This is a genomic window from Paraburkholderia sp. CNPSo 3272 (assembly GCF_024206495.1).
In the GTDB taxonomy this organism is placed as follows: Bacteria; Pseudomonadota; Gammaproteobacteria; order Burkholderiales; family Burkholderiaceae; genus Paraburkholderia.
On record NZ_JAMBPQ010000046.1, the window covers coordinates 1 to 21,308 of the forward strand.

General features: G+C 64.9%; 22 protein-coding genes and 1 pseudogene. 10 read left to right on the top strand and 13 right to left on the bottom strand.

Annotated elements, in window-relative coordinates; translation table 11 throughout:
• The 4 genes from M3I53_RS32695 to M3I53_RS32710 form a co-directional block, all read left to right on the top strand.
• A partial coding sequence (locus M3I53_RS32695; RefSeq protein ID WP_254319943.1) for a hypothetical protein occupies window positions 1-507 on the top strand: 507 nt, incomplete at its 5' end.
• Between the two features lie 277 nt (window positions 508-784).
• On the top strand, window positions 785-1,942 hold the full coding sequence (locus M3I53_RS32700) for an HPP family protein (RefSeq protein ID WP_254319944.1): 1,158 nt from the start codon (window positions 785-787) through the stop codon (window positions 1,940-1,942).
• Between the two features lie 109 nt (window positions 1,943-2,051).
• A complete protein-coding gene (locus tag M3I53_RS32705; protein WP_133186597.1) occupies window positions 2,052-2,465 on the top strand; it encodes a MarR family winged helix-turn-helix transcriptional regulator in 414 nt (137 codons plus the stop codon).
• A gap of 5 nt (window positions 2,466-2,470) precedes the next feature.
• Window positions 2,471-4,273 (top strand): chloride channel protein, encoded by a 1,803-nt coding sequence (locus tag M3I53_RS32710; RefSeq protein ID WP_254319945.1) that lies wholly within the window; start codon window positions 2,471-2,473, stop codon window positions 4,271-4,273.
• A gap of 16 nt (window positions 4,274-4,289) precedes the next feature.
• On the opposite strand, the gene M3I53_RS32715 is transcribed toward M3I53_RS32710, so the two are convergent.
• The 4 genes from M3I53_RS32715 to M3I53_RS32730 all read right to left on the bottom strand — a co-directional run bounded on the left by M3I53_RS32715 (window position 4,290) and on the right by M3I53_RS32730 (window position 7,033).
• On the bottom strand, window positions 4,290-4,697 hold the full coding sequence (locus M3I53_RS32715) for a DUF2000 domain-containing protein (RefSeq protein WP_028202441.1): 408 nt from the start codon (window positions 4,695-4,697) through the stop codon (window positions 4,290-4,292).
• Between the two features lie 92 nt (window positions 4,698-4,789).
• Window positions 4,790-5,647: a sigma-70 family RNA polymerase sigma factor gene (locus M3I53_RS32720; RefSeq protein ID WP_254319946.1), complete on the bottom strand. Its 858-nt coding sequence runs from the start codon at window positions 5,645-5,647 to the stop codon at window positions 4,790-4,792.
• The gene (locus M3I53_RS32725; RefSeq protein WP_254319947.1) at window positions 5,644-6,120 is read right to left on the bottom strand and encodes a carboxymuconolactone decarboxylase family protein; all 477 of its coding nucleotides are present in this window, start codon (window positions 6,118-6,120) and stop codon (window positions 5,644-5,646) included. Before M3I53_RS32725 ends, M3I53_RS32720 begins: the two co-directional genes overlap by 4 nt.
• 142 nt (window positions 6,121-6,262) lie before the next feature.
• Entirely contained in the window at window positions 6,263-7,033 is a 771-nt protein-coding gene (locus M3I53_RS32730) for an alpha/beta hydrolase (protein ID WP_254319948.1), read from the bottom strand.
• A 180-nt stretch (window positions 7,034-7,213) separates the two neighbouring features.
• Between M3I53_RS32730 and M3I53_RS32735 the strand changes: the two genes are divergently transcribed.
• Window positions 7,214-7,834: a TetR/AcrR family transcriptional regulator gene (locus tag M3I53_RS32735; protein ID WP_254319949.1), complete on the top strand. Its 621-nt coding sequence runs from the start codon at window positions 7,214-7,216 to the stop codon at window positions 7,832-7,834.
• Here the strand turns inward: M3I53_RS32735 and M3I53_RS32740 are convergent.
• Entirely contained in the window at window positions 7,819-8,595 is a 777-nt protein-coding gene (locus tag M3I53_RS32740; protein WP_254319950.1) for an SDR family NAD(P)-dependent oxidoreductase, read from the bottom strand. The genes M3I53_RS32735 and M3I53_RS32740 overlap by 16 nt on opposite strands.
• A gap of 186 nt (window positions 8,596-8,781) precedes the next feature.
• Between M3I53_RS32740 and M3I53_RS32745 the strand changes: the two genes are divergently transcribed.
• A complete protein-coding gene (locus tag M3I53_RS32745; RefSeq protein ID WP_254319951.1) occupies window positions 8,782-9,681 on the top strand; it encodes a LysR family transcriptional regulator in 900 nt (299 codons plus the stop codon).
• A gap of 68 nt (window positions 9,682-9,749) precedes the next feature.
• Here the strand turns inward: M3I53_RS32745 and M3I53_RS32750 are convergent, their stop codons facing one another.
• Window positions 9,750-10,331 carry a LysE family transporter gene (locus M3I53_RS32750; protein WP_254319952.1) on the bottom strand — a complete coding sequence of 194 codons (582 nt, stop codon included), beginning with the start codon at window positions 10,329-10,331 and terminating at the stop codon, window positions 9,750-9,752.
• Between the two features lie 132 nt (window positions 10,332-10,463).
• A complete protein-coding gene (locus tag M3I53_RS32755) occupies window positions 10,464-10,865 on the bottom strand; it encodes a hypothetical protein (RefSeq protein WP_254319953.1) in 402 nt (133 codons plus the stop codon).
• 108 nt (window positions 10,866-10,973) lie between these two features.
• Here M3I53_RS32755 and M3I53_RS32760 point away from each other — a divergent pair, with 108 nt between their 5' ends.
• Together M3I53_RS32760 and M3I53_RS32765 are read left to right on the top strand one after the other, a co-directional pair.
• Window positions 10,974-11,942 (top strand): LysR family transcriptional regulator, encoded by a 969-nt coding sequence (locus tag M3I53_RS32760; protein WP_254319954.1) that lies wholly within the window; start codon window positions 10,974-10,976, stop codon window positions 11,940-11,942.
• Window positions 11,943-12,092: 150 nt separating this feature from the next.
• A complete protein-coding gene (locus M3I53_RS32765) occupies window positions 12,093-13,112 on the top strand; it encodes an alcohol dehydrogenase (protein WP_254319955.1) in 1,020 nt (339 codons plus the stop codon).
• Between the two features lie 56 nt (window positions 13,113-13,168).
• Here the strand turns inward: M3I53_RS32765 and M3I53_RS32770 are convergent.
• Window positions 13,169-14,931 (bottom strand): annotated as a pseudogene (locus tag M3I53_RS32770) (SulP family inorganic anion transporter).
• 408 nt (window positions 14,932-15,339) lie between these two features.
• On the opposite strand from M3I53_RS32770, the gene M3I53_RS32775 reads away from it, so the two are divergent.
• Together M3I53_RS32775 and M3I53_RS32780 are read left to right on the top strand one after the other, a co-directional pair.
• Window positions 15,340-15,924: an ANTAR domain-containing response regulator gene (locus M3I53_RS32775; protein WP_254319956.1), complete on the top strand. Its 585-nt coding sequence runs from the start codon at window positions 15,340-15,342 to the stop codon at window positions 15,922-15,924.
• 19 nt (window positions 15,925-15,943) lie between these two features.
• Window positions 15,944-17,065, top strand: coding sequence for a CmpA/NrtA family ABC transporter substrate-binding protein (locus M3I53_RS32780; RefSeq protein ID WP_254319957.1), 1,122 nt, complete (start codon window positions 15,944-15,946; stop codon window positions 17,063-17,065).
• 24 nt (window positions 17,066-17,089) lie between these two features.
• On the opposite strand, the gene M3I53_RS32785 is transcribed toward M3I53_RS32780, so the two are convergent.
• The 5 genes from M3I53_RS32785 to M3I53_RS32805 all read right to left on the bottom strand — a co-directional run bounded on the left by M3I53_RS32785 (window position 17,090) and on the right by M3I53_RS32805 (window position 21,208).
• A complete protein-coding gene (locus tag M3I53_RS32785; RefSeq protein WP_254319958.1) occupies window positions 17,090-17,362 on the bottom strand; it encodes an antibiotic biosynthesis monooxygenase in 273 nt (90 codons plus the stop codon).
• Window positions 17,363-17,422: 60 nt separating this feature from the next.
• Window positions 17,423-18,532 carry an NAD(P)/FAD-dependent oxidoreductase gene (locus M3I53_RS32790; RefSeq protein WP_254319959.1) on the bottom strand — a complete coding sequence of 370 codons (1,110 nt, stop codon included), beginning with the start codon at window positions 18,530-18,532 and terminating at the stop codon, window positions 17,423-17,425.
• Window positions 18,533-18,693: 161 nt separating this feature from the next.
• Window positions 18,694-19,809, bottom strand: a complete 1,116-nt coding sequence (locus tag M3I53_RS32795) for a porin (protein WP_375542618.1) — start codon at window positions 19,807-19,809, stop codon at window positions 18,694-18,696.
• Between the two features lie 197 nt (window positions 19,810-20,006).
• Window positions 20,007-20,366, bottom strand: coding sequence for a protocatechuate 3,4-dioxygenase (locus M3I53_RS32800; protein ID WP_254319960.1), 360 nt, complete (start codon window positions 20,364-20,366; stop codon window positions 20,007-20,009).
• Entirely contained in the window at window positions 20,363-21,208 is an 846-nt protein-coding gene (locus tag M3I53_RS32805) for a gallate dioxygenase (protein ID WP_254319961.1), read from the bottom strand. The genes M3I53_RS32800 and M3I53_RS32805 overlap by 4 nt, the downstream gene beginning before the upstream one ends.
• Window positions 21,209-21,308 lie beyond the last annotated feature (100 nt).

Below are 21,308 nucleotides of genomic sequence, written 5' to 3' on the forward strand. Positions count from 1 at the left end.
ACCGTGGTTGTCGCTCCCCCGCCGCCGCCCCCGCCTGTCGTCGTCGCACAACCCGTTTACGTGCCGCAGCCGTACGACGCCTATGTTTCGGTCGTGCTCGACCGCGACGTGGTCTACGCCGGCGGAAGCACGTATATCTGGATCGTGGGGTCGGATGGCCACCGCCAGCGCCGCTACTACGGCCGCGGCGACCTGCGCGGCGAAGTCCTGCACCGCCGCGCGGAATTGCGCGTGGTGATGGCGCATAACGAAGGCCATCTGCCGATGCAACACGCACGCATGCCCGAGCCCCAGCGCGTGCGCGTGACGATGCAGCCGCATGGCTCCCGCCCCCAACCAGGCGGGCATCCCCCGGCGGTCACCGCCACACATCGCCCGACGCCTGCGCCGAACCGCAACGCGAATGCCAGCGCCAATGCGAATGCCGGCCATCATCGCCACCCCGATGGGCATCCCAACGGCGCACCTGCGCCGCGTTTCGCGGGCCAGCCGCCGCATGCCGGTTAATCCCGGCCAAGACCGCTGAAGTTCATACCGTCGGTCAGCGTTCGCTGGCCGACCTCGAAGGCGTCACCGCCTGCCTGCAGCGGCACCTCCTCCTTTGCCTCACCTGCCGCCGCACGCTGCGCGGCTGCGCTTGCGTCCCCAAAATTCCCGCCTGAAACGGATCTTCGCTACAACACTGTCGCGACCAAGTGTCGCGATATATATCACATCGCGATATAATCCCGTTCTTTGGCGGCGCCGAGCCGTCTGCGCTTCCCATCCGTTTCCGTTCCGAATCGTGTCACGCTTCAAGGTCCTTCGCTGGCTCACCCGCTTCATCCCTTCAAGGGCCACCATCACATGGCGCGAGCGCCTGCGCTCGGGCGGCGGCGCGCTGGTCGGCATCGCTCTGACGGGCGCGCTAGCGCATCGGATCCTTGGCGGCGATCCGGGCATTCCGTACCTGATCGCCCCCATGGGCGCCTCCGCCGTGCTGCTGTTCGGCGTGCCCGCCAGCCCGCTCGCGCAGCCGTGGTCGATCATCGGCGGCAACCTCGTTTCCGCCACCGTGGGCGTCACCGCGGCGATGTGGATCCACGAGCCGGTGCCGGCGGCCGCCGTGGCCGTCGCCGTGGCCATCGTCGCGATGTTTACGCTGCGCTGCGTGCATCCGCCTTCCGGCGCCGTAGCGCTGACCGCGGTGCTGGGCGGGCCGGCCGTGCATGCGCTCGGCTATGAGTTCGTGTTCGTGCCCGTCGCGCTGCAGTCGTTCCTGCTGCTCGGCGGCGCGCTCGTCTATCACGCCGCCACGGGGCATCGCTATCCGCATGCCGCGCGGCGTCCGCGGGTGGCCGGCCCCGCGCCCGCGCAAGCCGGTTTCACGCGCGCCGACCTCGAAGCCGTGCTGCGCGAGCGCGATGAAATGCTCGACATCGACACCGACGACCTCGAAGCCGTGCTCCAGGACGCCGAAATCCGCGCGTACGCACGCAGCTTCGGCGAACTGACCTGCGCCGACGTCATGTCGGCCAACGTGGTGAGCATCACGCCCGCGACGACCGTGGGCGAAGCGCGCTCGCTGCTCAAGCGCCACGATGTGAAGGCGCTGCCCGTGGTGGACGCGCATCGCCAGGTGAAGGGCATCGTCACGCGCGCCGACCTCGCCGCCGACGGACGCGAGCGGCATCCGCTGCGTCTCATGCTCTATGCGATCGCGCGCATGTTCCGGCCGCACGCCGAGTCCGCCCAGAGCGTCGGCACGCTGATGACCACGCATGTGCTCACCGTCGCGAACACGACGCCGATCGTCGAGCTCGTGCGTATTTTTGCAGGTCGCGGACACCATCATGTGCCGGTGGTCGATCACGAACACAGGCTCGCCGGCATCATCACCCAGGCCGACTTGATCTCGGGGCTCTATCACCAGGCGAAGACACCGCAGCAGGCGCCGGCCTGAGCCGATTAGCGGCCATACACCTGGCTGCGATGCGGATGTGACGGGCGTTTTCGGGCATAAATATCACGGTATGATATATTAGGAGACTGAACCATTCCATGGACTCCCGATGAAAAAAAGCGCGCGCGACCTCGACAAGGTCGACTTTGAACAGCTGTCCGAATTTCGCTACCAGATGCGCCGCTTCGAGCGCTTCTCGGAGCAGGCCGCGCAGGCCGAGGGCATCACGCCGCTGCAATACCTGTTGCTGCTGCATGTGAAGGGCTACCCCGGCCGCACGTGGGCGACCATCGGCGAGCTGGCCGAGCGTTTGCAGGCGCAGCATCACGGCGTGGTGGCGCTCGTCTCGCGCTGCGAGGCGATTGAACTCGTCGAGCGCCGCGTGAGCGAGCGCGACCGCCGCCAGGTGGAAGTGCATCTGCTCGCCGCAGGCGAAAAGCTGCTCGCGCGCCTGGCCGAACTGCATCGCGCCGAGTTGAGATCGCTCGACGGCGCGTTCACCATTCCGCATATCGATCTATAGACACCATGCATTCCGACGATTCCCACAAGCGCGACTTTTCGGCGAACGCACGCCTGCCCGGCATCAGCGTGCTGGCCGCCGTAATCGGCGCGCTGGCCACGTTCGCGGCGTTCGTGCTGCTGAGCCTGATCCACTGGTTCACGAACCTGTTCTTCTTCGGCCAGTTTTCGTTTGCCGACCGCTCGCCCGCGCTCAACACGCTGGGGCCGTGGGTCATCGTCGTGCCTGTGATAGGCGGCCTGATCGTCGGGATGATGGCGCGCTTCGGCTCCGAGAAAATACGCGGCCACGGCATTCCCGAAGCCATCGAAGCCATTCTGTTCGGCAAGAGCAAGATGTCGCCGAAGGTGGCCGTGCTCAAGCCGCTTTCGTCGGGCATCGTAATCGGCAGCGGCGGTCCGTTCGGCGCGGAAGGCCCGATCATCATGACGGGCGGCGCGCTCGGCTCGCTGCTCGCGCAGTGCGTGCGTGTGACCTCCGCCGAGCGCAAGACGCTGCTCGTGGCGGGCGCGGCCGCGGGCATGACCGCCGTGTTCGGCACGCCGGTCGCGGCCGTGCTGCTGGCCGTCGAACTGCTGCTGTTCGAATGGCGTCCGCGCAGCTTCCTGCCGGTGGCGCTCGCGTGCGCGGTGGCCGGCTTCGCGCGCTCCGTGTTCTTCGGCACGGCGCCGCTCTTTCCCATGCAGACCCTGCCGCCGCACGCCGTGGCGCTCTTCTCGTGCATCATCGCCGGGCTGCTGGCGGGCGCGCTCGCGTCGGGGCTGTCGGCGGCGCTCTACAAGGTCGAGGACCTGTTTGGCCATCTGCCGCTGCACTGGTCGTGGTGGCCGGCCATCGGCGGGCTCGTGGTGGGCATCGGCGGCTTCATCGAGCCGCGCGCGCTCGGCGTGGGCTACGACGTGATCGGCGATCTGCTGCATCAGCACATCGTTCTTCAGGTCGCCATTGCGATTCTGGTGGTGAAAGCCGTGATCTGGGTCGTGGCGCTCGGCTCCGGCACCTCGGGCGGCGTGCTCGCCCCGCTGCTCATGCTCGGCGCGGGGCTAGGCTCGGTGTTGAGCCACGTGCTGCCCGGCAGCGACCCGGCGCTGTGGCCGCTCGTGTGCATGGCGGCGACGCTCGGCGCCACGCTCGGCGCGCCGCTCACGGCCATCGTGTTCGCGTTCGGCCTCACGCACGACACCAATGCACTGCTGCCGCTGCTCACGGCCACGCTGGTCGCGCACGGCTTCGCGACGGTCGTCATGAAGCGCTCGATCATGACCGAAAAGATCGCGCGCCGCGGTTATCACATCTTTCGCGAATACGGCGTCGATCCGCTCGAGCGCCATTACGTCGATGAAGTGATGACGCGCAATGTCGATACGATCGACGCGGACGTCACCGTGCGCGATGCTCTCGAGCGCTATTTCGGTTCGACGCAGCAGCGCCGCGCCTTCCCGGTGCTGCGCGACGGCGCGGTGCTCGGCGTGGTGGATCGCGCGATGCTCGACGCCGTGCGCGCGAGCGCCGCGACCGAAGCCCTCGATACGCCGTTAGGCTCGTTGCTCGCGCAACGTTCCCCCGATACGGCGCTCCCCGGGGAGACCTGCAGGCAGATTGCCACGCGCCTCGCGATTCACGGGCTCGAACGCCTGCCCGTGGTGGCCGACCGCGAATCGCGGCAGCTCGTGGGCATCGTCTCGCGCAGCGACCTCGTCAAGCTCTCGCTCTCGCACTTCGAGGAGGAGCACAAGAAGGAGCGCTTCCGCCGCATTTCCGTGGGCAACGGCAAACGGCGCTTTCCGCCGGTACGCAAGGCCGGATGAGGGTGACGGCGCGCGTCTATTGATGCAGCGCCAGGCCCTTTACGGCCTTGTCCACCGCGTTTTTCGGGCCGTATAGCGCGATTCCCACCAGATCGGGATTCTCCGGGTCCTCGGCCCGAAAGACCTCGCGGTTCGCCGCGTCGTGGCCCGTCGAAAACATGGCGTGCACATACGGCACGATCGTGAGTTCGCGCGATACGCCGCGCCGCAGCGCGGCCTGCAGACCCTCAACGTCCGCGCCATAGATCATCATCGGCTGGCCCAGCATCCTGCCGTAGCGTTGCCCGCGCGCGTCTTCGTAGGGCTCGCCAAGCGCTTCGGGCACCGCCGCCGCGATGCCCGTGGCGAGAAACGCGGTCACATTGAGCTTCTGCCAGACCGCGAGATTTTCGCGCACGACCAGCGCGACTTTCGTATCGAACATGCTGCCTCCTTTTTCGAGGCAGTCATGATCCGCGAGACGCGGCTGCAAGTCTGGAACGTTTGTGCACGACGCCGGCGCCTGGAACGCGCGCCTCAGTGCAGATGCCGCAGCTTGTCCGGATTGCGCATCACGTAGATGGCCGTGACCTTGCCGCCTTCGATCTCGAGCGCGGTGGTCTGCAACTCGCCATCGGCCTCGCGCGTGACAAAGCCGGGCAGCCCGTTGATGAAACCCGCGCGCACGAACGTCGAGCCATTCTTGCGAAACAGGTCGGCCAGCCGCGCGTGCAGCTTCATCACACTCTCGAAGCCGAACACTGGGTGGCCGATCGCCGGGCGCTTGCCGCCGCCGTCCGCGTGCAGGCTCACGTCGTCGGCGAGCATGGCGCCCAGCGCGCTCATGTCGCCGCTGCGCGACGCCGCGAAGAACGCCTGCGCCAGTTCGATGCCGCGCGCTTTCTCCACATGAAAACGCGGGCGCGCTTCTCTCACGTGAGCGCGGGCGCGCGCCGCGAGCTGGCGGCATGCGGCGCTCTCGCGCCCGATCGTGGCCGCGACTTCGTCGAACTCGAGCCCGAACACGTCGTGCAGCAGGAACGCCGCGCGCTCCAGCGGCGAAAGGCGTTCGAGCGCGAGCATGAGCGGCAGCGTGACGTCCTCCTGCTCGTCCTCTTCGACGACCGGGTCGGGCAGCCACGGACCGACATAGGTTTCGCGCTGATGCCGCGCCGATTTGAGCTGGTCGAGGCACATGCGCATCACCATGCGGCGCAGGAACGCCTCGGGCACACGCACCTCGTCGCGCTCGACGTCCGCCCAGCGGATGAACGCGTCCTGCACGATGTCCTCGGCGTCGGCGACCGAGCCGAGCATGCGGTACGCCACGCGGATCAGCTTGCGCCGCAGCGGATCGAAACTCGCCGCGGCGTCCCTGAGGCCAGCGTCCGTCATGCGGCAACCATCTTTCTGGCCATGGCCTTCGCCGCCGCCGGATCGACCCACAGGCCGAAGCCGACCGCAAGGCGGTTCCAGCCGTTGATCACATTGATCATCAGCGTGAGCTTCACCTGCTCCTCCTCGGTAAAGTGGCCGGTGAGCGCCGCGCGTGCTTCTTCCAGCGCATGACCTTCGGAAAGGCGCGTGAGGGCGTCGGTCCAGCCGAGCGCCGCGCGTTCGCGGTCGGTGTAGCACGGCGCCTCTTTCCACGCGGACAGCAGGTGGAGACGCTGTTCCGTCTCGCCTTCCTCGCGCGCGTGCGCGGTATGCATGTTAAGACAATTCGCACAGCCGTTGATTTGCGACGCGCGCACCTCCACCAGTGCAATGAGGCTCGGCTCGAGGCTCCCGGACACGGCGAGCGATGTGCCCATCCAGGACTTCATCAGGGTCGGAGCGGCGGCGAACAGGTCGAGCTTGGCAGTCATGGTTTCATCTCCTTTCGGTTGGGTTGCCATGACATGACGAGACAGCCTGGGCCGCGTGTGACATCGGGGTGAAAAAAGTTTCACCGCGGGGCTTGAGCCGCCTCGGCCCGTAGCGCGGCTAGAGGCGGCGAGTCACGCTGCATCACTCCTTGCCGGACTGCGCTGCGGCTTGCTCGATGACCTTCGCTACTTCCGTCGGATGCGACATGTAGACCACATGACTCGAGTTGATCTCGACCGTCTTGCTGCCGGCGCGCTGGGTCATGAAGCGTTCCAGATCGGGATTGATCGCGCGGTCTGCCGTCGCCACGACGGCCCAGCTCGGCTTCGTTCTCCAGGCGGCGTGCGTGATCGGAACGCCGAACGATTGCGCGGCGGGCGTGACTTGCGAGATGGCCATGAAGCGGGCCTCGGTGGCGGGCAGGTCGGCGGCGAAATCCGCGTGGAAATTGGCCGGGTCGATATACAGGTGACCGTCGGCCGTGGCCTTGATCGCCTGGGTGGCGGGCGGCGTCTTCTTCGTCAGTTCGAGCGGCGATTCCCCCGTGTCCGGCTGAAACGCGGCCACGTAGACGAGACCCGCGACCTTGTCGTCTTTGCCGGCCTCCGTCACGACCGCGCCGCCGTAGCTGTGGCCGACGAGGATGCTCGGGCCGTCCTGGGCATCGACGACACGGGTCGTCGCCTTCACGTCGTCATCGAACGACGTTTCCGGCTCCTGCACGACGGAGACCTTGTAGCCGTCGCGCGTGAGAATTTTCGACACGGCCTGCCATCCCGAACCGTCGGCGAAGTAGCCGTGCACGAGCACGATGTTCTTGACCGGCGCGGCCGTGGCGGCCTGCGAGCCGAGCGCGGCGGCGCAAAGGGCAACGGCGGCGGCGATGCGGGTTACGTATGAGGAAATCGTCATTTTCATGCTCCAGCGAGTGAGGGAATTTGAGAACTCGACAAGGCACTGCCTGTTCGATTTAGCCATCCTACTAGTAGGATGGCTAAGAGGCAAGAAAAATCTGAGGGCAGCTTCGGAGTGGCAATCGGCCCCCACTCCGCGTAAGCTGTCGGTAATTCAACCGACTAGATGGTAGGCGAAATGACAGTAAGCGGCGAACTGACGGCCGACAGGATCATTGCGGCGGGACGGCAGCTCATCATGCGGCGCGGCTACAACGGGTTCAGCTATGCCGACATCGCAGATGCGATCGAGATTCGCAAGGCCAGCATTCACCACCATTTCCCAGCCAAGACCGATCTCGTCGTCGCTGTGCTGAGCGCGTGGCAGGAAGCGCTAGACGCCGACGTGGCGGCACTGGAGGCGAGCGGCGCGGACGCCATCGCACAGTTGCGCGCCTACATCGGCCACTGGGAGCGCTGCATTGCCGACGACACGGCTCCGTTCTGTGTCGCGGGCATGCTGGGCGCCGAACTGCCTTCGCTGCCTGAAGAAGTGGCTCAAGGGGTGAAGACGTTCTTCGATCACCTGACGGCGTGGCTTGAACGGGTGCTCCGAGCCGGCGTGAAGGGCGATCTCCTCAAACTGGAGTCGTCGGTTCAGGCCGAAGCGGCCACGCTTGTCTCGCTGGTCTACGGCGCCATGCTCGCTGCGCGGGCGTATGCGAACGTCGAGCTGTTCAAGCAGGTGACGGAGGGCGCCGTCGAAAGACTGGTCAAGCATCGCAAACGCACACACGCCACCGGTCAGGCGACCGAATAGCCGCCGTCGGCCACCAGAGCGTGGCCCGAAACATAGCTCGAGTCGTCGGAGGCGAGGAACGCTACGATCGTCGCCATCTCCTGCGCGGTGCCCCAGCGGCCAGCGGGCGTGCCGGCGGCGAACTGCTGTTGCACTTCGGCCGATGGCCAGATGCCGCGATGATGGAACGGCGTCTCGATCAACCCCGGGCACAGTGCGTTTACACGTATGCCTTGGCGGAACCATTCGATCGAAGCCGATTTGGTCATGCCGACTACCGCATGTTTGCTGGCGATATACACCGACGCGTTCGCGAAACCGATTAGCCCGCCCATCGAGGCGTTGTTGATGATGCTGCCCGAGCCTTGCTCGAGCATGACCTGCGCTTCGTATTTCATCGAGTTCAGCACGCCGCGCACGTTCAGCTCGAAGACCATGTCGAATCTTTCGGAATCCTGCTCGACGAGCGGCGCGAATACGCCCTCGGTTCCCGCATTGTTGAAGGCGATGTCAAGGCGCCCGTATGTCTGCACCGCGTAGTCGACGAGACGCTTGATGTCGGCTTCTTTCGAAACGTCCGCCACGCAGGCCGACGCTCCACCGCCCTGCGCAGAAATTTGCTGCACGAGCTGGTGGAGTTCGTCCTTGCGGCGGGCCGCCACGACGACCTTTGCGCCGCGGCGGGCGAGTTCGACGGCCGAAGCGCGGCCGATGCCGGAGCTTGCGCCGGTCACGAGCGCAATCTTGCCTTCGAGCTGCCGTGGTGTGCTGATCGTGTTCATGATTTCGTCCTTTGTTCCAGTGGATAGTCTGCAAAGTGGTCGATCTGGCGAGCTACGTTGCCTCACGCCTGGGACGAAGTATGGATAGTCGGCGCTCGAAGGTGAATGGAATAGTCCCGCATTCACAATTCCTGTTTTGGGAATTTTCAACGACAATGACTCTTCATTCTCAGCGCGGGAACAATCATGCTCAATCGCCTTGATCTCCTGAGGATCTTCCTGGCCGCCTCGTCGTGTACGAGCTTTCGCGAAGCCGCCGCGCGACTCGGCGTTTCGCCGCAAGTGGTCACGCGCGCGGTGCGTGAGTTGGAGGAGCAACTGCGGGAAACCCTCTTCCATCGCAATACGCGACGCGTGCAGATCACGACGTTCGGCCAGTCGTTCGTCGCGCATGCTCAGGCGGCGTTAGCGGGCGTCGACGGTCTGTTCGGGCAGGCCAGCAAGAGTGACGACGCAATGGGCGTCGTGCGCATTACCGCGCCGTCAGCCCTTGGCCGCTACTACGTCCAGCCGATTTTGATGGAATTGATGGCCCGTCATCCCGGTCTGATTGCCGACCTCAGAATCTCGGATGCCCCCTCTGCCGTGGTGGATGAGCAAATCGACGTAGGCGTGCGTGCGGGCGCAATAGGCGACAACCGGTATGTCGCGCGCGCTATCGGGCCACTACCGGTATGGACCGTCGCGTCGCCTGCATTGATCGAGCGGGTGGGAGAGCCAAGGAACCTGAAGGACCTGGAAGCACTACCGGTTACGTGCTTGATCGACCCCGCAAGCGGCCGTCCGTGGCCATGGATATTTCGCGGAGAACGTCACTTTCAGCCCGCTGCGCCTGCATTCGTGACCAATGACACTTCAGTGGAAGTCAACGCGGCGTGTGCGGGAATTGGGTACAGCCAATGTACCGAATATCTGATCCGGCCTTACGTGCAGCGCGGTCAACTCGTCCGGATTCTTCCCCGCCTCGACCCCGAGCCCTGGAAGCTATACGTTTATCGTCCCCAACGCGGCCCGGTATCGAGGCGAGTTCGCGTCGTATTCGACGAGCTGGTTGCCAAACTTCCCGTTGCAACCTTGCGTGAGTAGTTGGCGCGCGCTCTGAAGAACGAACGTCAGTTCAACGCAAGAAGCGAAAATTGAATACTGAAACCGGGCTAGACCCGCGTCGCCAGGAGTTTGATCCCGGCGATCCCGAATACGACGGCCAGGCATCCTTCCAGCGTGCGACGGGTCCGCACGTACATCCTGCGAGCCGAATCCGTCGAAAACAGGACGGCATAACCGCCGAACACGAGGCACCCGATGGCCGCACAGCCAGCGATAACCGCACTATGGGCGGATGCCGTGCCGTTCGACGACAGGGCGACAATGGAAACCCACAAGAGGATCGCCTTTGGATTGGTGAGATGGAGCATCGCGCCGCGGAGGTAGACGCTCGTCAATGTCGATGCTCGTTCCGTGTAGGCAAGCAGCAGGTTGGTCGACAAGAAGGCGTTTCCAGTCATGATTGAAAGGGGTTTCAAAACGTTGATGAGACCTGCGTGTGAACAGGCTGTAAACACGAACAAACCCTTGTCAGCGATATGCACGGCAACATCGCGTTCATCCACGACCAAGCCTGGGCTTCCTGTAAGCAATGCTCCGTGGTCCAGTTCGAGCACCGGCACATTTCCCTTTGGATTGATGGTGAGAAGGTCGATCCCGCCTTGCGTGCGCTTCGACGCCATGTCCACCATTTCGAGTTCAATTGCGTACGCGCTTCGCGTGCGACGATATGCGATGCAAGCGAGCATGCTCCCGACGAGTAATAGAGCTTCATGTTCGCTCCCGACAACGAGTTAAATCAGCTCAGCACGCCATAGCGCTTGCTACTCGGGGGAAGGCGGATTCAAAAGCTTGCTCAATGGCTTTAACGGGCCTATTGGGAAGAGCGAGAACGTCATCAAATGCGCCTTCCCCAAGGGCAGTGCCTCGAGCATTTCATCCGCTTGATTGACGTCCGTTACGTTCAGGATGAATGCCACCCCGGCCCGGTCTTGCAGTGAATACCACTGGTCGATCTTGCCCTCGAGGTAAAGCTGCGCCGTCTCGCGCACTTCGGTCGAAAGCGTGTGTTGCACAAGTTGCATGTCCGTGCCCGGCGGAAAAGTGCCAATCGCCAGAATTTTCGTGGTTGGCGTGGCAGGCATAGGCGTGGTTTGCGACATGGAAACTCCAGCAGAAGCGACCAGCACAGAGGCGATGGTCGTATTAAGAAGAAGGCGTTTCATTCAGCGTCCAGTTACCGTGGTGTGAGCCGCTGATGCTCCAGCCCAATGGCTGGTGCCAAGGTATCATCGCTATTCGCAAGCGGCTATTCATCGCATTGTTGACGGGCCATGAAGCAGAACTTCACAGTCAGGCAGGGCGCGCTGGACGGCGTGGAGGTGTTCCTGCGCGTGGCCCACCATCGCAGTTTTCGCAAGGCGGCCGCGGAGCTCGGTGTGACGCCCTCGGCGATCAGCCAGACGGTGCGTGTCCTAGAAGCGCGAATTGGCGCAGCGCTCTTCATCCGCAACTCGCGCAGTGTCGGTTTGACCGAAGCGGGCGAACAGTTTTTCGCGCGCGCCAAGCCTGCCTTCGATGAACTGGTCGCCGCCAGTGAGGTGGCGCGTGGGCTCGGCCAGCGACCGGCTGGATTGCTGCGTCTCTCGGCGCCGCGCGCGGTCATCCCCACTCTGCTTGAGCTGGTCACATCGTTCTGCAAGGCTTTTCCCGAGGTCGAGGTGGAGCTTGCTGCAAGCAAGGAGGTGACCGACCTTGCTGCCGAAGGCTTCGACGCCGCTATCCGCCAGGGGCATCTCGTTGCTCCCGATATGGTCGCGGTGCCGATGACTCCGCCATTCCGTCTCATCGTCGTCGGCAGCCCTGCCTACTTCGCCGGGTCAAGCCCGCCCACGCACCCGAACGACCTGCGCCACCATGCCTGCTTGCGATGGCGGCGGTCCAACGGCGCGCTCGCCCTTTGGTCGTTCAACGACGACGAGCAGCCGATCGAGATCGCCGTATCCGGCCCCCTCATCGCCAGTGACTTTCCCACCGTGCTGGGCGCTGCGTTAGAAGGCCTGGGGCTCGCCCAGGTACCCGAGCCGCTGGCCGCTGTCGGGTTGAGATCGGGTGAACTGATCGAAGTGCTGGAGGCCTACGCGCCGGTGAGGCCCGGGGTGTTCCTGTGCTATCCGGACCGCCGTCAGGTCATGCCGAAACTGCGCGCATTCATCGATCATATGAAGAACCGCACGGCGTCCGATCGAAAAGCCCGCGTAACAGCCGACGCGAAACGCGCGGGGTCCCGAAAAGAAGGCTGATGCCGCAAAGCATTCACAAACGCCGGACGCTAACAAACATCTCCCACGCCGCGCGGCGCGAAGCGCCCGCACCATCGTCCTACAATGGCGCAGTAGCCACACTTCGCCACGACATCACCGGCGCAAACCTCACTTTCCCAGGAGCAGACGATGCCAAAGATGCACGTAGTGCAGGTAGCAAAACCGGGCGCCCCTCTCGAACAGGTCGAACGCGATATTCCCGAGCCGCCCGAGGGACACGTCCTCGTCAAGGTACAGGCTTGCGGGATCTGCCATAGCGATTCGCTCACGAAAGAAGGCCAGTGGCCCGGCCTGCAGTTTCCTCGCGTGCCCGGCCACGAGATCGCAGGCGTGATCGAAAAGCTCGGCGCGCGCGTCGACGAATGGAAGGTTGGTCAGCGCATCGGCGTGGGCTGGCACGGCGGACACTGCGGCCATTGCGAACACTGCCGTCACGGCGACTTCGTGCTCTGCAAGAACGGGCAGATTCCCGGCATCAGTTACGACGGCGGCTATGCCGACTACATGGTGGCGCCGCAGGAAGCCCTGGCACGCATGCCCGACGACCTCTCCGACGTCGACGCCGCGCCGCTCCTGTGCGCGGGCATCACCACCTTCAACGCGCTGCGCAACAGCGGCGCACGCGCGGGCGATGTCGTGGCGATTCTCGGCATTGGCGGTCTCGGCCATCTCGGCGTGCAGTACGCTCGCAAAATGGGCTTCGTCACCGTCGCCATCGCGCGCGGGCAGGACAAGGCGCCGCTCGCCAAACAGCTCGGCGCGCATCACTACATCGACAGTTCCTCGCAAGACGTCGCGCAAGCGCTGCTCGCGCTGGGCGGCGCGCGCGTGATCCTCGCCACGGCCACGAGCGGCAAAGCCATGAGCGCCGCGCTGGGCGGGCTCGGCCTGAACGGCAAACTGATCATGATCGGCGTGTCGGAGGAGCCCGTGGAAGTGCCGATTACGCAGTTCATCATGGGCCGCCACTCGGTGCAGGGCTGGCCCTCGGGCACCGCCGCCGATTCTCAGGATACCCTGGCATTCAGCGCGCTCTCGGGGGTGAAGCCGATGATCGAGGCGTATCCGCTGTCGCGCGCGGCAGAAGCCTATGAGCGGATGATGAGCGGCAAGGCGCGTTTTCGCGTGGTGCTCAGACCCGGTGCCTGACGGGCAGCGAGGCGAAATGCGGTGCGATGCAAGGCCGGCACCGCATCGGCTTTGCACTACCGTCCCGCTTGAGGCCCGGCTTCGTCCTTCGCGAGGCCGGTCTCGTCGACATAGCGATCGACAGCACTGCTTACGGTCGGATCGAAGCGGTCCGGGCCGATGTCTTCGAGCAGATCGAAGCGCTTGAGCTTGTCGCGCACGGGGTCCTTCATCTCGGCGAAATGCAGCGCGATGCTGCGCTCGCGCAACGCATGAGTCAGTTCGCGCAGCATGTCGGCGGACGTGACGTCCACACTCGTCACAGGCTCCGCCGCCACTACGACCCGGCGCACCGGCGTGGGCGACGCTTCCACTGCTTCCATCAGGCGCTGCTGGACTCGGCATTCGCGAAAAACAGCGGCGCGTCCCAGCGAAACAGCACGAGCCCCGGCGTGCGCACGGCGTCGGGATAGCGCTCGATGTCGTGATAGCCGCGCACCCCCTCCACGCGGCCGAGCACCGCGAAATGAGGCCGCCAGCCGTCCCAAAGGAATTCGATCACGGCGAACAGGACGGCGAGGCCAATGCCGGGAATCGCCCCGAAAACCGCGACTGCCACGAAGCGACCGATCGACAGCCAGAACTCCCACTGCTGAATCCGGTAGATGCGTTTGAGATCTGCGATTTCGAACAGGCCGAGTGCGGCGGCGATCACCACGGCGGCGAGCGCGCTATTGGGCAGATAGCGCAACAGATTGGGCGCGACCATGAGCAGCGCCGCCACGGCGAGCGCGCCGACTACGCCGGTTAGCTGCGTGCGGGCACCCGCGGCTTCGGCAACGGGCGTGCGCGAGGCGCTGCTGCTGATCGGGAAGCCCTGGAACAAGCCGGCGGCGAAGTTCGCCACGCCGAGGCCCACCATCTCCTGGTTCGGGTCGACGCGCGCATGAAAGCGCGCTGCATAGGTACGCGAGAGCACGCTCGTATCGGCGAAAGCGATCAACGCGACGGCCGCGCCGCCCAGTACGATCTTGACGAGGTCCGCGTTGGCGACCCACGGCAGCGAGAGTCCAGGCAAGCCCTGCGGAATCGTCCCGAGCACTTTCACGCCCATGGTGTCGAGATGAAAGAGACTGACCGAGAGCGTGGCCACGATCACGGCGATCAGGATGCCGGGCACTTTGTCAAAGCGCTTGAGCACGAGGATCAGCACGAGGCTTCCCGCGCCCACGGCGAAGCTGTACCAGTTCGCCTCGCCGCGCGCGACGCCCTTAACGAGGCTGAGCAGGTCTCTCATCGGGCCCTGCTCGTCGATGGAGACGGCGAAGAGCTTCGGCAACTGGCTAATGAGCACGGCGAGCGCGATGCCGTTCATGTAGCCGTATCGAATGGGCTTGGACAGCAGCTCCGTGATGAAGCCGAGGCGCAACAGCCCCATGACGACGCAGACGAGCCCCGAAACGATCGCCATCATGCTCGCCACGCCGATGGCGCGTGCGGGGTCGCCGCCCGCGACCTGCACCACCACGGCGAGGATGGGCGCGGCAAGCGCGGAGTCGGGGCCGAGCACGAGAATGCGGCTGGGCCCGAAAATGGCGTAGGCCAGCAGCGGAATGATCGTGGCATAGAGACCGTACACACCCGGCACACCGGACGCCGCCGCGTAGGCAATGCCGACCGGCACGAGCATGGTGGTCAGCACGAGTCCCGCAGCGAGATCGTTGAGCAACCAGGCGCGTTGATAAGTCTTCAACAACGTCACGCCGGGCAGCCAGCGCAGCCAGGGCTGGCTTGCGCTTCCACTGGCGGCCCGTGCGTGAGGGGAGACAGGTCCTTCCATATCCATTGGCCGGTTAATTGTCGTGAGAATGCTGGCGCTGGGAATCGTGGAGCCGACGGCGTGCGCTAAAAAGAATAGGTGAAATATGCGTGTCACAAAAGCCGCGCGGCGGTCTCGACACTTCGGGATCCTGGACACGGATTCAGTCCGTCCTTCCGCACTTTTTCGGGCATCGCCCGCCGGCGCTGCGCCAACCGGGTGCGCCGCATCGACTCCCGCACTGCTGCGGTGCACAACGCGTTACGCGCCGCATTTCCGCAAGGCGCGCCCGAAACCCCATCCGGCACGGCTTTGCGGCCAACCGACAAACTGGCACGCACTTTGCTGAAACCTCATGCGCGCCCAGCGATGGCGCGCAATGCACCGTTCAACCGTCGGAGACGTCATGCCGACGACCACAGAATCCCCATGCTGCGCGTACTGCTCGTAACCGACACCGACAAGCCTATCGGCGACCTGCGCGACGCGCTCGCCAAGCTCGGCTACGACATGCTCGCCGATCCCGCCACGCCGCAGGCCTTGCATCGCGTCGTCGAGTGCGAGCGGCCTGACGTCATCATCATCGATACCGAGTCGCCCTCGCGCGACACGCTCGAACAGCTCGCGGTGATGAACGCCACCGCGCCGCGCCCGGTGTTGATGTTCAGCCACGACGCCAACCAGCAGCTGATCCGCTCGGCCGTGAACGCGGGTGTGACCGCCTATCTTGTGGAAGGGCTCGCGAGCGAGCGTCTTGCGCCGATCCTCGAAGTCGCGCTCGCGCGCTTTGCACAGGAAGCGCAGTTGCGCGAGCGTCTCACGCAGGCCGAGAACGAGCTGGCCGAGCGCAAGCTGATCGACCGCGCGAAGCGCATCCTGATGGAGCAACAGAAGCTGACCGAGCCCGCCGCGTACGCGGCGCTGCGCAAGCGCGCGATGAACCAGAGCGTGAAGCTCGCCGAAGTCGCCCGCCAGATCGTCGCGCTCGCGCAAGCGCAGGAACGACCCGATTGAGCAGGAACGAAGCTCGCCCATGAACGCCACCACGACCCTCGCCGCGCCCGAGAAAACCCATCTGAAGATCGGCTTCGTGCCGCTCGCCGACGCCGCGCCGCTCGTCGCCGCGAAGCTGCTGGAATTCGGCCATGCTCACGGCCTCACGCTCGAACTCTCGCGCCAACCTTCTTGGGCCGCGCTGCGCGACAAGCTCCTCTGCGGCGAACTCGACGCCGCGCATTCGCTCTACGGGCTCGTGTATGGCGTGCAGCTCGGCCTGGGCGGCCCGCAGACCGACATGGCCGTGCTGATGGTGCTCAACCGCAACGGCCAGGCAATTACCCTCTCGAACCGTCTCGCGGATGCGCTCGCCGAACACGGCTCGCTGCCGCGCGCGCTCGCGACGCTGGCGCGCAAGCCCGTGTTCGCGCAGACCTTCCCCACCGGCACGCACGCGATGTGGCTGTACTACTGGCTCGCTTCGCAGAGCGTGCATCCGCTGCGCGACATCGAGAGCGTGGTGATACCGCCGCCGCAGATGGTGGCCGCGCTCGCCGAAGATCGCCTCGACGGCCTGTGCGTGGGCGAGCCGTGGCCAGGGCTCGCGCAGCAGCGCGGCGTGGGGCGCACGATCATCGCGAGCGGGGCGATCTGGCCGGATCATCCCGAGAAGGTGCTCGCCTGCCGGCGCGATTTCGTGGAGCGCCATCCGAACGCGGCGCGCGCGCTCGTACGGACGATGCTCGAAGCGTGCCGCTGGCTGGACGGCGAAGGCAATCGGCGCGAGATTGCGCAGTGGCTCGCGCGCCCGGAGATGCTGGGCGTCGACGCCGCGCTGATCGCGGCACGGCTCGAAGCGGACACGGCATCGCCCGCGCCGGGCATGAAGTTCTTCGAGCACGGCCGGGTGAACTATCCGCGCGAATCCGAAGGCGTGTGGTTTCTGACGCAGTTCGAACGATGGAGCATGCTCGCGCGCCGTAGCGACTATCGCGAGATCGCGCGCGGCTTGAACCAGACGGCGCTGTACGGACAAGCGGCGGCGGCGATGGGAATCGCGCTGCCGGCAGAGACGGCCACCGCGCCGTTCGTCGATGGACGCGTTTGGGACGGGGAAGACGCGGTGGGGTATGTGGAGGGATTCGGTATCAAGGCCTGAGCGCGGCTGTCCGCGCCCAGCCGCTTACTTCACGACGACCTGCGTATGCCCCACGACAGGGGGCTTCTCGAAGTACGGGCCGACGAGCCGGCGCCATTCCTGAAAGTCATCCGACTCGCGAAAGTGCACCATGTGATCTTCGACGGTATCCCACTGCACGACGAGCACATACTGGTTCGGCTCTTCCACGCCGCGCTGCAATTCCACGCTGCGGCAGCCGCGTGCGCGATGAAAGTTTGCCTCGAATTCGGCGTTCTTGCCTGCGCTCACCGTGATGTGCGCCATCTCGTAGACCATCCTGTTCTCCTTGTGATTCGCGTTGATTCGCGTTGATTCGCGTTTGATCCGCCACTGCAGTCAGTGTGTGTTCAGCCGTTCGATCACTTCGTCCGCAATCGCAAGCGAAGCCGTCAGCCCCGGCGACTCGATGCCGTAGAGGTTCACGAGCCCGCTCACGCCGTGCTCGCGCGCGTCCTGGATCACGAAGTCGCCGCCATGCTTGCCCTCGGCCAACTTCGGGCGAATGCCAGCATAACCCGGTTGCAGTGCGTCGTCAGGGAGCGCTGGCCAGTAGGTGCGAATCGCCTCGTAGAATTTCGCCGCGCGGCCCGGATCCACCGTGTAGTCAATCGTGTCGATCCATTCCACGTCGGGACCGAAGCGCGCCTGGCCGCCAAGGTCGATCGTCAGGTGCACGCCCAGGCCCCCTTCCTCCGGCACCGGATAGATGAGCCGCGAAAACGGCGCCGCGCCCGCCAGCGAGTAGTAGCTGCCCTTCGCGTAGCGCCCCGGCGGGATTGATTGGGCCGGCACGCCCTCGATGCACGCCGCCACCTGCTGCGCGTAAAGGCCCGCGCTGTTCACCACGCGCGTGGCGAGCAATTCCATCGGCTCGTCGCCGCCTACCTTGAGAAGCGTCGGCTGGGCCGGCCGCACGAGCCCCCCCGTGACCGGCGAGCAAAACGCGAGCATGCCGCCCGCCGCTTCAAAGTCGCCCTGTAGCGCGAGCATCAAACCGTGGCTGTCGACGATGCCCGTGGAGGGCGATTCGAGCGCAGCCACGCACTCGAGCGCGGGTTCCCGTGCGCGCGCCTCGCCACGGTCGAGCCAGCGCAGGTCGTCCACGCCATTGGCGGCGGCCGCCGCGCGAATCGCGCGCAGCGCGTCGAGCTGCGCTTCGTGCGTCGCGACGATGAACTTGCCGCAACGGCTGAACTCCACGCCCTTCTCTTCGCAATACGCGTAAAGCTTGTGCTTGCCTTGCACGCACAGCCGCGCCTTGAGCGAGCCTTGCGGGTAGTAAATGCCCGCGTGTATCACTTCGCTGTTGCGCGAGCTGGTGCCCGTGCCGATGGCGTTCTCCGCCTCGACGAGGACGGTTTCCCAGCCCTGCTGTGCGCACGCGCGCGCAACCGCGAGACCGACCACGCCCGCGCCGATTACGACGCAATCCACCGTGTCCGTCATGAAACTTCCTTTCTCGTCACGCGAGTGCTGTTGCGACTGGCGTTATTTTGCCCAATTCCCGAGCCTTTCGTGAAAGGATGCGCACCACGAAAAAAACGCCGCCCGATCGGTCGATCGGGCGGCGTCAAACAACTACCGGGGATGATGGAACTAGATGGGCGTTAGAAGTGAGTATGCAGGCCCACGCGCGCAACGGCCTGGCTCTGACCGCTCGAAGCGCCATCCGAGGAGTTCATGCCGTTGATCTGGGCAAGACCGCCCGAGCTCGCGCGCTGGTACACGCCCAGCACGTACACGCTGGTGCGCTTGGAAAGCGCGTAATCGACGGTCGCCGCGACCTGGTGCGCGTGATTGTTGTCGACCACGTCGTTGCCCTTCATGTACATGTACGACGCGCCGGCGCAGAGTGCAGGCGTGAAGTTGTAGTGCGCGCCCACCGAGCCCTGATACACCGATCCGCCATTGGCCGAGTTATGCACGGTCGTAAAGAGCGCGTTCGTGATCCAGCCGCCGAAACGGTAGTGCGCGCCGATACCCCAGTTGCGCACGCTCACGTCGCCTTCGCCCGTCACGACCGTCTTGAGGTTCGTATAGGCCGCGTTCACGCCGAAATCATGCGCCGAGTAGTTCAGCGCGAAGCTCGTGCCGTTGGCCGTGCCGATCGAACCGGCCACGCCGCCGAAGCTGTACATCGCGCCCGCGCTGAAGCCGCCGAACGTCGGCGACAGATACTTCACCGAGTTGTTGACGGTCTCGCCAGCCATGCGGTCCCAGTCGAACGAACCGGTCGGGTTGTTCGGCAGCGCGAGCTTCTGGAACGGACCCGCGCGGAAATCGTAGAAGTGGCCCGAGAGCTCCGCCGGATCGTCTCCCGCGAAATACAGCGAGTCCGTCATGAAGTCGTACTGGTTGCCGAGCGTGAGCTTGCCCAGCTTGTCGTTGCTCAGACCGAGGATCGACGTACGGCTGAAGAGACTCTTGTTCGGCATGAAGGCGCCGTTGTCCACCTGGAACTGGTTGACGAGCTGGAAGAAAGCCTTCGTGCCGCCGCCCAGGTCTTCCGTGCCGGTCATGCCCCAGAGGTTCGGGCCGTTCACGCCGTCGTCCATCTTGACGTTGTGCTTGCCGCCCTGGTTGCTCACGTAGGTAATGCCCGTGTCCATCATGCCGTAGAGCGTCACGCTGCTCTGCGCGAACGCCGGTGCAGCACACGCCATCGCACCGATGGCCCCCGTAATCGCCAATGCAATCTTTTTGTACTGCTTATGATCCTGCATTCTCCTAGTCTCCTGTTTTGAACAAACCTGTTTATTCGAGCATCGAAGGGTAGCGCTCTCGCCGCCCCGAGATCCGGCGAGCCGCACGAGAAGCGCGCGGCATGTGAGGCCACGCGGGTCAATTGCGTTCGAGTGGGCAAAACGCCGCCCGCCCGAACGCAAAAGCGATTCAGGACATCAAGCGGTCAGGCAATTGCTCAAACCGCGTCGGGCACCTTGCGCGTCTTCAGGAACGCTTCGAGGGTTTCGCCGCGCATGCTCGCGTACATGCCGAGATTCGTGATCTTCACTACGCGCGCGAACTTCTCGAGCACGAAGAAGCACACGCCGTATTGAATGAGGCCGAGCCAGTCCGTTGCTTCGACGAGCACGCGCTCCTCGCTGGTGAGCGCGGCGGCGTCGTAGGCGGCCTTGCGGTCGCGCAGCCACAGATCGCGCGCTTGCGGCAGGCGCATTTCCCAGAAGAAACGATTCAGGCGCATGGCCTTCATGCTCTGGCGAATGTCGAAGGGGTAGGTGCCCGTCAGTTCCTCGATGCCAACCAGTTGCGGATTCATTGCTGGCCCTCTTCCTCGTACACGGTGACCGCCATCGCCGTGCTGGTCGCGAGATAGTAATTGCGATGGACTTCGCGGATCTTGCCGCCCAGCGCCCCGCGCATGGCGAGCCACATGATCGTCTCCACGCTTTCCGCGCCGCCAAGGCGCACGTAGTCCACGTGCTTCATGCGTGCGAGGCGCTCCGGATCGTTCACGATCAGGTCGAGGAACTCCATGTCCCATTCGGTGTTGTTGTAGCCGCTGCGCTCGCCGTGCACCTGGTGCGAGAGCCCGCCCGTGCCGACCACCACCACGTCGAGATCCTGCTCGAACGATTCGATCGCGCGGCGCAGCGCCTGGCCGATCCGGTAGCAGCGGTTGGCCGTCGGCAGCGGATACTGGAGCACGTTCACCTGGATCGGCACCAGCGCCGCGGGCCAGCCGCTCTCGTGCGGCAGCATGAGCGAAAGCGGCGAGTTGCAGCCGTGGTCGAGCGGCTTGTCCTGGAAGATCGTGAGATCGAACTCGTCGTTCACGAGCTGCTCGGCGATATGGATGGCGAGATCGGGGTGGCCCGCGATGTCGGGCAGCGCGCGCTTGCCCCCGCCTTCGTCGGCGAACTCGTGGCTGGCGGAAACGCCTAGCGCGAACGTCGGGTAGCAGTCGAAGAAGAAGCTGTTGGCATGGTCGTTGTAGAACATCACGAGCGCGTCCGGCTTGCGCTCGGCGAGCCACTGCGCCACCGGTTCGTACCCCTGGAAAAGCGGCGCCCACGCGGGTTCGTTCTGCTTGCCCTTGTCGTATGCCATGCCGATTGTCGGCACGTGCGATGTGCCGATGCCGCCCACTATTCTTGCCATGATATTGCCCTCTGCTGCTGTTCATGCGGCGCACTCGCGCCGCGCTGGACCCGATGCGCCCGCAGACACCTTCGATCCATCACTTGGGATACGAAATTAC

What these genes read in the sequence shown, in the direction of transcription:
- M3I53_RS32780 (WP_254319957.1), top strand. Translation starts at nt 15,944, where the DNA reads ATGAACGCCACCACGACCCTCGCCGCGCCCGAGAAAACCCATCTGAAG.
- M3I53_RS32710 (WP_254319945.1), top strand. Translation starts at nt 2,471, where the DNA reads ATGCATTCCGACGATTCCCACAAGCGCGACTTTTCGGCGAACGCACGC.
- M3I53_RS32720 (WP_254319946.1), bottom strand. Translation starts at nt 5,647, where the DNA reads ATGACGGACGCTGGCCTCAGGGACGCCGCGGCGAGTTTCGATCCGCTG.
- M3I53_RS32705 (WP_133186597.1), top strand. Translation starts at nt 2,052, where the DNA reads ATGAAAAAAAGCGCGCGCGACCTCGACAAGGTCGACTTTGAACAGCTG.
- M3I53_RS32765 (WP_254319955.1), top strand. Translation starts at nt 12,093, where the DNA reads ATGCCAAAGATGCACGTAGTGCAGGTAGCAAAACCGGGCGCCCCTCTC.
- M3I53_RS32750 (WP_254319952.1), bottom strand. Translation starts at nt 10,331, where the DNA reads ATGGTGGACATGGCGTCGAAGCGCACGCAAGGCGGGATCGACCTTCTC.
- M3I53_RS32725 (WP_254319947.1), bottom strand. Translation starts at nt 6,120, where the DNA reads ATGACTGCCAAGCTCGACCTGTTCGCCGCCGCTCCGACCCTGATGAAG.
- M3I53_RS32760 (WP_254319954.1), top strand. Translation starts at nt 10,974, where the DNA reads ATGAAGCAGAACTTCACAGTCAGGCAGGGCGCGCTGGACGGCGTGGAG.
- M3I53_RS32730 (WP_254319948.1), bottom strand. Translation starts at nt 7,033, where the DNA reads ATGACGATTTCCTCATACGTAACCCGCATCGCCGCCGCCGTTGCCCTT.
- M3I53_RS32745 (WP_254319951.1), top strand. Translation starts at nt 8,782, where the DNA reads ATGCTCAATCGCCTTGATCTCCTGAGGATCTTCCTGGCCGCCTCGTCG.
- M3I53_RS32800 (WP_254319960.1), bottom strand. Translation starts at nt 20,366, where the DNA reads ATGAATCCGCAACTGGTTGGCATCGAGGAACTGACGGGCACCTACCCC.
- M3I53_RS32785 (WP_254319958.1), bottom strand. Translation starts at nt 17,362, where the DNA reads ATGGTCTACGAGATGGCGCACATCACGGTGAGCGCAGGCAAGAACGCC.
- M3I53_RS32790 (WP_254319959.1), bottom strand. Translation starts at nt 18,532, where the DNA reads ATGACGGACACGGTGGATTGCGTCGTAATCGGCGCGGGCGTGGTCGGT.
- M3I53_RS32715 (WP_028202441.1), bottom strand. Translation starts at nt 4,697, where the DNA reads ATGTTCGATACGAAAGTCGCGCTGGTCGTGCGCGAAAATCTCGCGGTC.
- M3I53_RS32775 (WP_254319956.1), top strand. Translation starts at nt 15,340, where the DNA reads ATGCTGCGCGTACTGCTCGTAACCGACACCGACAAGCCTATCGGCGAC.
- M3I53_RS32795 (WP_375542618.1), bottom strand. Translation starts at nt 19,809, where the DNA reads ATGCAGGATCATAAGCAGTACAAAAAGATTGCATTGGCGATTACGGGG.
- M3I53_RS32740 (WP_254319950.1), bottom strand. Translation starts at nt 8,595, where the DNA reads ATGAACACGATCAGCACACCACGGCAGCTCGAAGGCAAGATTGCGCTC.
- M3I53_RS32805 (WP_254319961.1), bottom strand. Translation starts at nt 21,208, where the DNA reads ATGGCAAGAATAGTGGGCGGCATCGGCACATCGCACGTGCCGACAATC.
- M3I53_RS32755 (WP_254319953.1), bottom strand. Translation starts at nt 10,865, where the DNA reads ATGAAACGCCTTCTTCTTAATACGACCATCGCCTCTGTGCTGGTCGCT.
- M3I53_RS32735 (WP_254319949.1), top strand. Translation starts at nt 7,214, where the DNA reads ATGACAGTAAGCGGCGAACTGACGGCCGACAGGATCATTGCGGCGGGA.